The sequence below is a fragment of the Citrobacter sp. Ce006 genome (assembly GCF_030336535.1).
Taxonomy (GTDB): domain Bacteria; phylum Pseudomonadota; class Gammaproteobacteria; order Enterobacterales; family Enterobacteriaceae; genus Citrobacter; species Citrobacter europaeus.
Genome location: NZ_JAOWDO010000073.1, coordinates 526,680 through 540,035, shown reverse-complemented (window position 1 = coordinate 540,035; position 13,356 = coordinate 526,680). Strand labels below are relative to the sequence as shown.

The window sequence follows — 13,356 nt, the reverse complement described above, 5'->3', positions numbered from 1 at the left end:
TTCAAATTTCCTGCTCACGCTTTGCCTCCCAGCGCATTATCCAGAATACGGGCAAAATGCATTGCCGAGAGCGTTGCGCCATAGAACCAGACGGCCGGCACGCGCTGAAAACGTCCGCTACGGACAAACGGCATCGCTTGCCACAACGGCGTAGACATCAATGCAGCCATCTCTTTATCGTTGCCGTGGTCAAAGCACAATACATCAACATCCTGAAAGGCAGCCAGACGGTCAATACTCACGGCAGTGCTGCCCCAAAAGTTTGTCTCTCCCTGCCAGGCGTTGGGGATCCCATAATCGTCCAGCACGTCCTGGAACAGGCTATTTGGGCCAAACACCAGCATATGTCGCGAATCAAGCAGGGAAGTGAGAAGTACAGGGCGCGCGCCGCGTTGAATGAAGCGCGGCTTCAGACTGGCGATAAAACGATCGTACTCGGCCAGATGGCGTTCAGCAGAGGCCTGCAGATTGAACAATTGCGCCATTTCCTGCAGCGATTGTCGCGCAACCGCCAGCGGTTTTTTGCCGTCGCTGAAGTTAAATCCCCGGCCAGGCGCAATCCGCGCCAGCTTTTCGGGAGAAGGACCATAGCCTGCTGACCAGAGCAAAAACGAGGGTTTCATTTCGGTCAGCAGTTCGAGATTGGGTTCCGTGCGTAGCCCGACATCAATCACCGAGTCCGGCAGCGGGGGCTCATTGACCCACAGCTTGTAGTTAGGGATATCGGCAATGCCATACGGCGTAATACCCAGCGCCAGCAATAGCTCTACCGGCAGCCATTCCAGCGCCACAATGCGCTGTGGATCAACCGCCGCGGCGCGCGCCGTTTTCATCTGCCACAGCAGCGGCGACAGCGCCATCGCCGTAAGCAAGCGCCGACGGGTAATATGATGTAATTCAATCATTAATAGACAAAACTCACGGGTGCGGCACCGGCCGGATGCGGCAAAATGCCCATCGGGATACCGTAAATCTGTTCCAGAGTTTCACTGCGCATCAGTTCAGCAGGCGTCCCTTGCGCAATCATTTCACCGCCGCGCAGCGCAACTAAGTAATCACAGTAGCGGGCCGCCATGTTGATATCATGCAGCACCGCAATCACCGTCAGCCCGCGCTGCTGGCTTAAGCGATGCACCAGCGCCAGTACGTCAACCTGATGGGCGATATCCAGCGCGGAAGTCGGTTCATCAAGCAGCAGACAGCGGCTGTCCTGCGCAACCAGCATGGCTATCCACGCGCGCTGGCGTTCTCCGCCGGACAGACTATCAACCAAACGGTGCGCCAGCGGTTTTAAGCCAACCAGCGAAATCGCTTCTTCTACTTTCTCTCTGTCGGCAACGCCAAAACGTCCCAGCGCCCCGTGCCACGGATAACGACCAATCGCCACCAGTTCGCGCACCGTCATCCCTTCGGCCTGCGGCAGCTGCTGCGGCAGATAGGCGACCTTGCGGGCAAACGCTTTACTGCTCCAGCTCTCCAGCGGCTGTTCGTCGAGCAGGATTTCACCTTCTGACGGCGGCTGATGACGTCCCAGCATTTTCAATAACGTCGATTTTCCGGAACCGTTGTGGCCGATAAGGCCGGTCACTTTCCCCACAGGAAAAGTTAATGAGAGAGGATGCAAAAGCGTGCGGCCAGGCACACGAAAGGAGACATTACGCAACGCAAAAGTAGTGTCGGGATGGGATCTGTTTTCCTGCATAGCAGCCAACTTGTAAAACGGGCACGCAAAGCGTGCCCAAAAAGAAATTAGAAACGGAAGGTTGCGGTTGCAACGACCTGACGTTCTGCGCCCCAGAAGCAGCCATAGGTATTGAAGCAGCTGGCGACGTATTCACGGTCAAACAGGTTGTTCACATGCAGCGCCACGTTGGAGCCCGCCATGCCGACGCGCGCCAGATCGTAACGCACTAACGCATCCACCAGCGTATAGCTCCCCACTTTAAAGGAGTTTGCCGGATCGCCATAGCTGGAGCCAGTATAACGAACACCCGTACCCAACGTCAGCCCGGAAAGCGCGCCGTCATAAAGGGTGTAGTCCCCCCACAGTGATGCCATATGTTTTGGCACCTGAGCAGGCGTGTTGCCTTTGTAGGTGGTGTCGGTGGTGTATTCCGCGTCGGTGTAGGTATAAGAACCCACTACGTTGACGCTGGCAGACAGCGCCGCTTTCGCTTCGATTTCCACACCGCGTGAGCGAATTTCACCGCCTTCAACTGACCAGAACGATCCATTCGGGTCGGCCATCAGGTTGTTGGTTTTGGTCAACTGGTAAACGGCACCGGTGATCACGATCGGACGATCGCTCGGCACGTACTTCACGCCCGCTTCGTACTGCTTACCTTTAGATGGCGCAAAGATATTACCGCTTTCCCCGACCTGAGAACTAGGTTCAAACGATTCGCTGTAGCTGAAATACGGGGTCACGCCGTTGTCGAACAGGTAGTTAACACCGCCACGCCAGGTGAACTGTCTGTCATCACGGGAATCCAGCACGCCAGAAACGCGGTTCAGGGAGTCCTGCTTTGCCCAGTCGTAACGGCCGCCCAGAGTGACCAGCACCTTATCCCACTGCATCTGATCCTGAGCGTACAGGCCCGTTTGTTCCTGTTTATTCAGAACGCGATAAGGTGCGCCTGGCCCATTATGCGCTCCAAAATCAAAGTCGCTACGGTCAAGGTTATAGATATCAGACGGCGCAACCGAACCAGCCCAACCGAACCAGGAGTTGATATCGTTACGCATACGCATATAGTCAACGCCGGTCAGCAGCGTGTGATCCAGGGAACCGGTAGCGAATTTGCTCTGTAACTGGGTATCAACAGAGAAATTCTGCAATTTTTCATTATCGTCAACGTACTGACGAGTTAGCGTGTGATCCCAATCGGCCTGAGGAACGCTGGCGCAAGGACTGTTGGCCGGATCCTTTGTATAGAGCGGATCGGAGCACATGCCGTAACCATACACGCTATTCTGCGAAACCTTGTTTTGCGCATAACGCAGGTTCTGACGCACGGTAAAGGTGTCGTTAAATTCGTGATCGAAGCTGTAGCCCACCATCTTCTCGTTACGAGAATAGGTATTGTTGTTCGCACCTTCGTTGAAATCGGTAGGCAGACGCGAACCGTTTGGCAGCTTAGATACGGTCCCCTCTTTCGGCAACCAGCCGTAATAGCCGGTTTCCGGCTCGTTCTGGAAGTAGGAGAGGAAGGTGAAGTTTGTCTTATCATTCGGACGCCATGAGAACGATGGCGCGATGGCGTAGCGTTGTTCTTCCGCACCCTGCTGCTGCGCATTCGCGGAACGCGCCAGGCCGGTCAGGCGGTATGAGTACACGCCATCGTCATCCAGCGCGTCGCTGAAGTCGAAACCGGTCTGGAACAGGCTGTCGGTGCCCATTTTGAACTGAACTTCTTTCAGCGGCTCCGTCGTCGGACGCTTGCTGACCATGTTCAACAACCCGCCAGGGTTGCTCTTTCCGTAAAGAACGGAAACCGGACCGCGCATCACTTCAGCGCGTTCCAGCATATAGGGGTCGATTACCGCATCGTTATAGAAGTTACCCTGCATCTTCAGGCCATTCAGATAGTTATTCTGACTTTGGCCGTCGGCGGCAAATCCGCGAATAATCAGATAGTCATAGGTATTGGACGCACCACGCGTACCCACGGCAACGCCAGGGGTGTAGCTGAGCGCCTCTTTAACCGATTTCGGCTGATGCAACGCCATCTCTTCGGCGGTGACCACGGAAATAGACTGAGGAACTTTTTGAATCGGAGTATCGGTTTTGGTCGCCGTAGCAGACTGTCGTGCAGCGATGGTTGCCGCTGGCCCCCATGCGCTTTCCTGCGGAGCAGGTGCAGCAGTTACGGTGATGGTTTCTTCTTTCGGGTCAACCGCCGCCTGTGCATAGACAGACATGCCGCTAACCGCTGTGGCTACCACTACTGCGATTTTACGCAGCGATGAACTTGGCTGAGCAGTTTTAAGACGCGCCATTGGTATTTCTCTGATGAAAGTGAATGATAACGTAAACGAGAATTATTATTATAACGGCAGCATAATATTCGAAACTCTGGCGAGATAGCAAGCAATACGCGTCCCTACTAAAACTGAGGGGTTAAGAAATAACCAGATGAAAAGAAAGGGTTAATAAATTAGGCTGAAATGTTAGGGCTCAAAAAGAACCCCGTAGGGGTATCGCGTCTGCATAGATCCACATTAGCGGTAATACACCTCAAAGGTGGCTACCGCATCGACCTGGCCCCCCTTCACCGTTCCGGTTTTAGCGTATCGCGCTTTCAGCGGGATCGCCTCTGTTCCCTGCCCGGTCGCGCTTTCGATCCCCGTATATTCCTGATCAAAATTCAGCACATGATTGTCTTTGTCGAGGATCTGGATCCCGACGCCGCTGGCGGCCCCTTCTCCGCGGGCAATATTCAGAATATTGCCGTCGGTAACACCGGTTGAACCGGCGCTGGTAAACTTATAATCAATGTGCGTTCCGGCAGTACAATTGGCGACTTCAATTTTAAAGCTGTCATCGGTGAGCACGGATGAATATCCCTGAGATAACCCACCGGCTGTCACCGTATCCAGCAAAACATTGATATTTTTGCTTTTCAGATTGCAGGTATTAGCAATCACATCAACCGTGGCAGGCGCAAAGCGTAATTTCGCTACGGTTAAACTTCCCATTTGATAATCGGCGTTAAATTTACTGGTATCCAGCGTGCCAGACTGGACCGTCCCGATAACCACTAACTGAACGCCAACATGATAAGTTGAATCATACGAGACCCAGTTACCCGTCATACCCAGATAATGCCAGGGAGTAATTATATTATCGTCGGTAAACGTGGCGGTTTTATTTTCCGCACGGGCGGCGCGAAACCCGATGCCCGGCACCGTGGTTTTATAAACGCCGCTTAACACTCCCGAGTAATCGGCATCGGTTAATACCGTGTAACCTTCGCGAACCTGTACATCTGTATTACAGGTCAATCCGTGTGATTCTCCGACCGTTTCTCCGGAATAAACAATGGTTCCAACGGCGGCATCGGAGTCAATCACAATCTGCGCGGGCATGGTAAACGTAATCGTTGGATTCGCATTCGGATTGGTAAACGAGCAGTCCGCTCTGGCCTGCTGAAAACAGACGCTCATCAAGGCTAAAACCAACATCATGAAGAGCCTGGAAAATCCCTTTTTCCCTTTACTCATTGGTTAACTTCCCTGTTTGCTAAACAACATCCCTGGGTGCGTTCCCCAGTGGATTACCGGTAATAAACGGCAAACGTCGCCACCGCATCAACCTGACCCGCCTTCACGTTACCCGTTTTGATATAGCGCGCCTTAAGTGGAATGGTCACCGACTGATCCTGTGTCGTTTGCGCGACCGCCGTATAGTTGCGATCAAACTGCAGCACATTGTCGTTACTGTCCATAATTTGAATGCCGACCCCGTCAGCAGCGTGATCGCCCGTAGCAATATTCAGGATATTGCCATCCGTGACGCCGGTCGAACCCGCAGTGGTGAACTGATAGTCAACCTGGATGCCCGCGCTGCAATTATTAAGCTGAATTTTAAAGCTGTCATCGGACACCGTTCTGGACACGCCATTAGCCAGTTCGCTGGCGACAATCGTAGAGAGCGGCGCCAGAACATTCTTTTCAACCAGGTTACAGCTGTTTGACTGAACGATTACGGTAGTCGGTGAAACTCTGATCCTCGCCACAGTAACGCCGTCGTAGATCCAGTCAGCACTTAACTGTGAAGTATCAATGTCCCCTGAGCTCACTTCTCCGGTCACGACAAACTGTACCTGGGCACGCGAATGAATACTATACGTACTCTTTGGCTCGGTTCGGGATGACCCTAAATGCATAGGGGTAACCAAAGCACCTGACGTTATTGTCTGGCCGTCTTTTACCCATCCCATGCGCACGCCAATACCAGTAACATTAGTCTGATACACTCTGGTTAACGGGTTATCGGTACGCTCGTCGCTGTCCGTTAACATAGTATAGCCGGTCCGAATCTCGCCATCGCTCGTACACGGAACGGAAATAACATCCCCCGAAACCTCTTGTGAATAGAGAACCGTTCCTGGAGCTTCATCCGCATTCACCGTCAGCGCGGGAACCGTAATGGTAGACGTCGAGGGCTCATCGCCTCCCGCAATAGAACAACTCGCGCTTGCGCTCTGATAACACATCAGTAACCCAGCGCACAGCAGAAGCCTCCCCCCTTCTTTAATCATCCTTTGCATATTGCCTCCTTTTATCAATGGCAGTTAAGCGTTGCGGTAAAAATACCCGGTTCCGGTTGTGCCGGAACCGTCACCTCCGCCGAGCAGCGCTGCTGCGCCGTATCGCCCCATTGTGCGGTCACACGCTGCGTCCCTTTTAACCCGGTGACATACACTTCACCGGCATCGCCTACGATTGACGTCGCGCCGTCCATACTCAGCACGGCCCCAAAAGGCACCACGCCCTGGCCAAATCGCAACGTCAGCAAGGCGCGTTTACCCGCGCGCGCGGTAAAGTCAGCCGCCACCACCGCACCTTTAGTCGGAATCACGTCCAGAGACGCATCCTGAATATCTAAATCATCGCGCCCCTGGGTATTCACGGTGATCGTATTGCGCCGATAGTTGGTTAAGGTCGGCACAATGGCATTGCCCCAACGGTCGGTATACACCCCTTGTGAATTCTGGATTTTAACGTTATCGCCATCGGCAATATGCACCACCGCAAAAGCGTCCTGGATTGATTGTCCCAGCGTAATTCCCTGCGAGTGCGCGACCACGGATCCCTGCGCGCTATAGCCCCACTGCTTGCTGTCTTGCTGATAGCTGTAATTCGCGCTGAATTCCCCCACCGAGGCCCGATAGCGCGAGGAGAGATAGGCGCCGTAGCCCACGTTGTTATCGGTGTAGGTCTGCTGAAGGTTGTAATTTAAGTTGTTATTTTCCAGCAGCGTGCCGCTGACGCCCGCCTGGTGCGAGGTGTTACCTTTTTTCGAACTGGTCAGGTTGTAGGTGCCCCAGGAGTTCGCCAGCCAGCGCGAGAGCGGAACGTTAATCGAAATCGAAACCTGCTGGTCGTTATCGGTTGAAGGCGTTTTCGTCAGGCTGTAGTTCAGCGACCAGTTAACGCCCTGCCAGCTACTGCTGTAACCCAAACTGACGCTGCGCTCATGGCCTTCCATTCCCCAGTAGTCCTGCTGATAGGCGTTGGCATATACCGACCCCCAGCTATGTAACGACTGTGAAAGGTTTAGCTGTAAGCGGCTCCGGCGGTTAAAAGCATTGCGATAGCTGTAAATGCTGTCGTCATCATAGGTGTTATTGCGCTGATCGAGCGCCTCCTGAAAGGTATAAAACCCGGAGGTGGAATAACGATAGCTGGCCAGCGTGACCGTGGTATTGGTCAGCGGAAAATCTTTTGCGTACTGCGCGCGCCACGACTGGCCGTTCGCATCTGCGCGACCGTCGTCAAACGCGGTTCTGGCGGCCGTCAAATCCATCGACACGGAACCAAAATCGCGTAAATCGGCCCCGATGCCGACCAGCCCGGCATGATACATCGACGCGCCCTGCAGACCGCCGTAGGCGGTAATCCCGTAAGGTAAGCCGTAAATGGCCGTCGCCTGGCCGAATTCCGGCTCCTCGCCGTTATCCACATCGCGATATTTCCCTGCCGCCAGGCTGTACTTCAGCGCGCCTTCGCGCTGCATAATCGGCACCGAGGAGCTGGCCTGGATAAAGCTGCGCTCCGTACCGTCGGCCTCCGTGACGGTGACTTCCAGATCCGCCCCTGCCGTGACCTGAGTTAAATCACGGATTTCAAACGGCCCGGGCGAGACGTTGGTCTGGTAGATGGTGTAACCGTTTTGTTTGATGGTCACTTTGGCATCGCTGTTGGCGATGCCGCGCACCACCGGGGCGAACCCCTGTAATCCGCTGGGCAGCATGCTGGTATCGGTCTCCAGCTTCACCCCGGTCATTTGTACGCTGTCGAACAGTTCGCCGTTGGTGTAGGTTTGCCCAAGCTGAAGCTGGCTGCGCAGGCGTTTGATATCACGCTCCAGCGTTGTGCTTATAGATTGCCAGCCGCTGTCATTCCCCCAGTTGCTGGAATTGCGCACCCGCCATGGGCCGATGTTCATACCCGAATTGAGACTGGCCCAGTTAGAGGTATTGTTGTCCCCATTCGACTGCTGATGCGAACCCGAAACATAGTAGCTGGTCCACAGCGCCGGAATGCCATCGTCCCAGGAAGCAGGATTGCTTTCGCCCGAAATTTGTTTGTCGCGGTAGATTTGCGGAATACGTAATTGCAGCACCTGAGTTTCCGGGCTGAAGTCATAGCGCGCATCAGCAATATATTCACTAATATCGCCCAGCAGCGTATCTTCATTAATATTATTTAATGCCGGGACGGTATCGACTTTGACGCCTAATTCGCGCAGTTCCGCTTTGGTGAATTGCGGAATCAGTTTGCTGTTATCTTTTGAAAGGAGGTAATTTAAATTTCGTTTATCGATGCGATCCTGATCCCAGACAATGGACGTTAAATACCGCCCGGGAGATAATCCGTTATGGCGTAAATAGGCTTCAAGCGCGCCGGTATTCTCCAGCGGCGTCCCCGTTTCCAGCGCGTTGAGATTGAAATAATCGTCAGCGCAAACGGAACCACTCGCCGTTAATATCGCGAATGTCAGCGTATTGAGTGCAAAAAGCCGGACAGTACGATGAGAAGACATAAACGCCACCCGTAAGAAATCGATAGCTCATTTACAGCGACTGTTTCCGCTGTCCGGTTTCTGATCCGTAATCATTAATTGCGGTCCAGACAACGTTACCTTTTACTGCCGATGGCAACGGAAAACGCTGCTCAGCAAACGGCGCGACCATCATGGTTAATGCCGAGGGAGAGTTTTGCTCTGATGCTGCTTTAATCTCTGTTCCCGCGACTTTTAGCTGTCCAAAGGTGACATAGAATGGCGTAGGGTTTTTCACCACTAACTGGTTTTGGCTGCGGCTAAACTGCAATGACTGCCAGGCCGTTTTCGCCTCACTTTCTTTCAGCGAAGCCGGGCGATAGAACAGCTTTAATTTGGTCTTAATAGCAAATTGCAGCGTGTTGTTATCGCGTAATTCTTCCGGGATCGCAGAAACAGATTTTATATTCGCCATAAACAGCGACTCACGGTCCTGCGGCAAGGCCGTTTTATTACCGGTATAAACTACGTGCAGCAGCGTCTGGCGATTTTCATCCAGTTTATAAATCGGTGGGGTAATAATAAATGGCGCTTTACTGTCATCAATATTACTGACCCAACTATGCACCAGATAACGTTTATCATTATCTTTATTTTTTAATGTTACCTGTACTTCAGACTGGTTGGCAGGATAAATAATTCGCGTTCCGCCAACCACTACGCCAGCATGAGCAATATTAATGCCAGTAGCTAACACCAGGGCTAATGTGGTAATGAGTCGTTTCATTTTTCCATTCCATTGAAATACTGGCCCAGCCTGGGCCAGGTTGTATGACAATTAACGATAAATCAGGGTATAAGTCGCTTGCGCGGTATAATCACCGGTGGTCGGTACCGTGCTGCCAACCTGAATAACTTCAGCTTTATAATTGAACACTACGCTGTCGCCATTGGCTTTATTCAAAGACGCATCAGGATCTGAGCCATCAAATTTTACGTAATTACTGCTGCCTTCCGGCAACATACGCACGCCGAGGTTCGTCGCGGTTCCCGTCGGTTGCAATACTTCCTCGTTATATCCGGCGATACGCGTACCATCAAATTTGATATTGAGGTTGGCAATCGCGGCATCACATTCCGTCAGCGTGATAGCAAAAGATTGTGAATCCCCCACTTTCTTATCTGCGCCAAATGCGGTTTGTGAAAGATTATTAAACGTCACCGTACCGTTTGTCGTTGTACCGTTAACATCCACTACGCAGCTATCAGGAATAATTTTTCCGTTAAAGGTTACGGTTCCCGTATCAACGGCTAATACAGGCATTGCGGCACCCGCCAGCACACTGCTTACAAACAACGAGGTGAGAATTTTTTTGCACATAACGTATTCCTTACATATGCTCACAAAAAGTAACAAAGAAAAAAGCAATTTTAACGAAAGGAACTTAAGACTGGCTGTAGATACGGATGCAACAACATCACTTGATATATAATATATCTTTATCGACTCATTCAATCCAAAACATTCCTTTGCGTGATCTATTCTACGGTTCATAACCTATAAAAGCGAACTAACATATTCACCAAAGATGATGCCGAACGCTGACTATTCCTTTAAATTCATAACGATAAGAATAGACACAATATTTTCTTAAATTTGAATTAAGAAGACTTTAATCAATTCAACAAGGGAATATTAAATACCACCTTATGATCCCAAAAAATAAGAATAGCGAAAAAACCAGCACAAAAATGCGAGTAAAATTAGTCAATACCGAATATATACAAAAAAGTAATATATTGAGTCTATAATTAACAGCCCAAGTGCGGGCTACAAATACCACAGCAGATCAATTTTACTTACTGCGGCAATTAACAAAGAAATGTGATCTACAGCAAATTAGTCGCATACGCGAAGGCAAGCGCAGACATTCAGCACGCAGAGAGAAAATGAAAAGAGAGGGAAAGGTGCCAGCAACGCGTGGGGGAAGTCCCCCACACCGGCCTGTGCCGATGCGGGGGAAGAACAGTTAAAACCAAAATCAGTTACTGCCGAACATGTCCTTAATCCAGCCAGCGACACCGTCGCTATCTTTCTTCTCCTGCTGCGGCGGTTGTTGCTGTTGCTGCTGTTGTGGCTGCTGCTGCGGCGTTGACTGATCGAACGGATTCCCCGACTGCTGCTGCATTTCACCCTGCTGACACAGTGAATCCGGATCGGTGGTCCACACCGGGAGCGTACGCATCCCGCCGCTACATACGAAGTTACCGTCGTAGTCCACGCCCATATCTACCACATCTTCCGGCGGCGTCAGCACCAGCGGTGTCGGCGTCTGGTTCGCCAGATAACGCTGATAAATCGACATCGCGCCGCTGGCGCCGTACAGCTTGGTTGGCTGGTTGTTATCACGGCCAACCCAGGTAATGGTCACCTGGCTGCCGTCAATCCCGGCAAACCAGGTATCCACGTTGTTGTTGGTGGTCCCGGTTTTCCCTGCCAGATGCAGCCCTGGATACTTCGCGCCAAGCTGGCGACCCGTACCACGCTGAACCACCTGCTGCATGGTCCACAGCGTCATATACGCCGCCTGCGCCGGAACGGCGCGCTCGGCCTGCGGGAAGCTCTGGTACAACACCGTACCATCTTCAGCAATCACCGAACGCAGCGCTGACAGCGGCGCGCGGTTCCCGCCACTGGCGATAGTCTGGAACGCCTGTGCTACTTCGATTGGCGTCAGGTTCAACGCTCCAAGCAGCATGGCCGGAACCGGGTTAAGCTGATCTTTCGGCGCGCCCAGCTTCAGCCAGGTGTCGGTCACAGCAGGCAGGCCCAGCGCCATCCCCAGATTTACCGTTGGCACGTTCATCGAGCGCGTTAACGCATCCACCAGCATCACTTTTCCGCTTTCGCTATAGCGACGGTCATCGTTCTGCGGCGACCACACCTGGCCGTTCGGCTGACGCAGCGCAATCGGCGCATCGGCAATCCAGGTATTGAGACGGTACAGCTTCGGCTGACTGAGCGCGGTCAGATAGGTCGCAGGCTTGGCCAGAGAGCCAATCGAACGACGCGCCTGCATCGCACGGTTATAGCCCGCAAACTGCGGTTCTGCTCCGCCGACCATGGCGCGAACTTCACCGCTAAAGCGGTCAACCACCACAATCGCCGTTTCCAGATCGCTCAGCTTACGCTGTTTCTTCAGCACCGGAATGCCTTCCACCGCCGCTTTTTCTGCGGCGTCCTGCGCCACGGAATCAAAGGTGGTGAAGATTTTCACGCCGGAGAGATCTTTAACTTTATCGCCCAGCTTCGCCTGTAGCTCCTGACGCACCATCTGCATAAACGCAGGCTGCGGGGAGATCACCCCACCACGCGGCTGTACGCCTAATGGACGCGCGCTCAGCATGTCATACAGATCCTGGTCGATAATCTGCTGCTGTTGCAGCAAACGCAGAACCAGGTTACGACGCTCCAGCGCCAGCTTCGGGTTACGCCATGGGTTGTAGATCGACGCCCCTTTAACCATCCCTACAAGCAGCGCCTGCTGGTCGAGGCTCAGTTCTTCCACCGGACGACCGAAATAATAGAGGCTCGCCAGCGGGAAGCCGCGGATCTCATTGTCACCGCTTTGACCGAGATAGACTTCGTTCATGTACAGCTCAAGAATGCGATCTTTGCTGTAACGCGCGTCCATGATCAGCGCCATGTAGGCTTCGTTGGCTTTACGCCAGTAAGAGCGTTCGCTGGATAGGAACAGGTTTTTCACCAACTGCTGAGTCAGCGTACTGGCACCCTGTACCGTACGACCCGCCGTCAGGTTCGCCAGCACCGCACGACCAATGGAATAGAGGCTGATACCGTCATGTTCATAGAAGTGACGGTCTTCGGTCGCCAGCAGCGTATCCACCAGCAGATCCGGGAAGCCGCTACGCGGAACAAACAGGCGCTGCTCGCCGTTAGGCGAAGAGAGCATGGTGATCAAACGCGGATCGAGACGGAAGAAACCGAACTGGCGGTTGTTATCCATATTCTCGATGGTGTCCAGATGATCGCCGTCAAAGGTCAGACGCGCGCGCACCTGCCCTTCTTTGCTGTCCGGGAAGTCAAACGGACGACGGATCATCTCGATGCTCTTCGCCTGCACGGTAAATTCGCCCGGACGCGTCATCTTCGTCACCTGACGATACTGCGTAGCCTCCAGCAGCTTCACCATCTCGTTCTTACCTATAGGCATTTCTGGCTCAAGGTTAACCATACGGCCATATACCGCCGCAGGAAGCTGCCAGACTTTGCCATCAATACGGCTACGGATTTTTTGGTCCAGATACACGCCGTAAATGGCGATCAGCACCAAAAAGACAATCGACAGTTTTACCAGCAGCCAGAACCAGCCGCGCTTACCACGAGGCTTACGCCCTTTGCCCTTACCCTTACGCGGCATCGGTTCTTCATCCTCATAGTCATCATCATCATAATCGTCGTCATACTCTTCATCTCTGAGTTGACGACGGCTCACCTTTTGTTTCACCGGACGCGATGGTTTCCCTTTACGTCCAATTGGCTCGCGGTCATTCCCCGCCATGCTTTTTCTCCGCAACATTCAGGCGCAAGGGCCCGATTCTCTGTT

The 13,356-nt window shown here is 52.8% G+C and carries 9 protein-coding genes; all 9 read right to left on the bottom strand.

Features of this window, described 5'->3' with window-relative positions; genetic code table 11:
- Positions 1 to 14 precede the first annotated feature (14 nt).
- The 9 genes from fhuD to mrcB all read right to left on the bottom strand — a co-directional run bounded on the left by fhuD (position 15) and on the right by mrcB (position 13,311).
- Positions 15 to 905, bottom strand: coding sequence for a Fe(3+)-hydroxamate ABC transporter substrate-binding protein FhuD (gene fhuD / locus OGV94_RS21225; protein ID WP_181230759.1), 891 nt, complete (start codon positions 903 to 905; stop codon positions 15 to 17).
- Positions 905 to 1,702, bottom strand: a complete 798-nt coding sequence (fhuC, locus tag OGV94_RS21220) for a Fe3+-hydroxamate ABC transporter ATP-binding protein FhuC (protein ID WP_043018472.1) — start codon at positions 1,700 to 1,702, stop codon at positions 905 to 907. The genes fhuD and fhuC overlap by 1 nt, the downstream gene beginning before the upstream one ends.
- A gap of 47 nt (positions 1,703 to 1,749) precedes the next feature.
- A complete protein-coding gene (gene fhuA / locus OGV94_RS21215; protein ID WP_200001341.1) occupies positions 1,750 to 3,999 on the bottom strand; it encodes a ferrichrome porin FhuA in 2,250 nt (749 codons plus the stop codon).
- Between the two features lie 222 nt (positions 4,000 to 4,221).
- Complete coding sequence (locus tag OGV94_RS21210) at positions 4,222 to 5,187, bottom strand: fimbrial protein (RefSeq protein ID WP_286524338.1); 966 nt, start codon at positions 5,185 to 5,187, stop codon at positions 4,222 to 4,224.
- 89 nt (positions 5,188 to 5,276) lie between these two features.
- On the bottom strand, positions 5,277 to 6,272 hold the full coding sequence (locus OGV94_RS21205; RefSeq protein ID WP_286524337.1) for a fimbrial protein: 996 nt from the start codon (positions 6,270 to 6,272) through the stop codon (positions 5,277 to 5,279).
- A 14-nt stretch (positions 6,273 to 6,286) separates the two neighbouring features.
- Positions 6,287 to 8,770: a fimbria/pilus outer membrane usher protein gene (locus tag OGV94_RS21200; RefSeq protein ID WP_286524335.1), complete on the bottom strand. Its 2,484-nt coding sequence runs from the start codon at positions 8,768 to 8,770 to the stop codon at positions 6,287 to 6,289.
- Positions 8,771 to 8,801: 31 nt separating this feature from the next.
- A complete protein-coding gene (locus OGV94_RS21195; protein WP_080625713.1) occupies positions 8,802 to 9,515 on the bottom strand; it encodes a fimbrial biogenesis chaperone in 714 nt (237 codons plus the stop codon).
- 51 nt (positions 9,516 to 9,566) lie between these two features.
- The gene (locus OGV94_RS21190; protein ID WP_075145189.1) at positions 9,567 to 10,109 is read right to left on the bottom strand and encodes a fimbrial protein; all 543 of its coding nucleotides are present in this window, start codon (positions 10,107 to 10,109) and stop codon (positions 9,567 to 9,569) included.
- Positions 10,110 to 10,770: 661 nt separating this feature from the next.
- A complete protein-coding gene (mrcB, locus tag OGV94_RS21185; protein ID WP_075145190.1) occupies positions 10,771 to 13,311 on the bottom strand; it encodes a bifunctional glycosyl transferase/transpeptidase in 2,541 nt (846 codons plus the stop codon).
- Positions 13,312 to 13,356: the final 45 nt, after the last annotated feature.

Coding starts and splice junctions, on each gene's coding strand:
- mrcB (WP_075145190.1), bottom strand. CDS start 13,311: ATGGCGGGGAATGACCGCGAGCCAATTGGACGTAAAGGGAAACCATCG.
- OGV94_RS21195 (WP_080625713.1), bottom strand. CDS start 9,515: ATGAAACGACTCATTACCACATTAGCCCTGGTGTTAGCTACTGGCATT.
- OGV94_RS21200 (WP_286524335.1), bottom strand. CDS start 8,770: ATGTCTTCTCATCGTACTGTCCGGCTTTTTGCACTCAATACGCTGACA.
- fhuA (WP_200001341.1), bottom strand. CDS start 3,999: ATGGCGCGTCTTAAAACTGCTCAGCCAAGTTCATCGCTGCGTAAAATC.
- fhuC (WP_043018472.1), bottom strand. CDS start 1,702: ATGCAGGAAAACAGATCCCATCCCGACACTACTTTTGCGTTGCGTAAT.
- OGV94_RS21205 (WP_286524337.1), bottom strand. CDS start 6,272: ATGCAAAGGATGATTAAAGAAGGGGGGAGGCTTCTGCTGTGCGCTGGG.
- fhuD (WP_181230759.1), bottom strand. CDS start 905: ATGATTGAATTACATCATATTACCCGTCGGCGCTTGCTTACGGCGATG.
- OGV94_RS21210 (WP_286524338.1), bottom strand. CDS start 5,187: ATGATGTTGGTTTTAGCCTTGATGAGCGTCTGTTTTCAGCAGGCCAGA.
- OGV94_RS21190 (WP_075145189.1), bottom strand. CDS start 10,109: ATGTGCAAAAAAATTCTCACCTCGTTGTTTGTAAGCAGTGTGCTGGCG.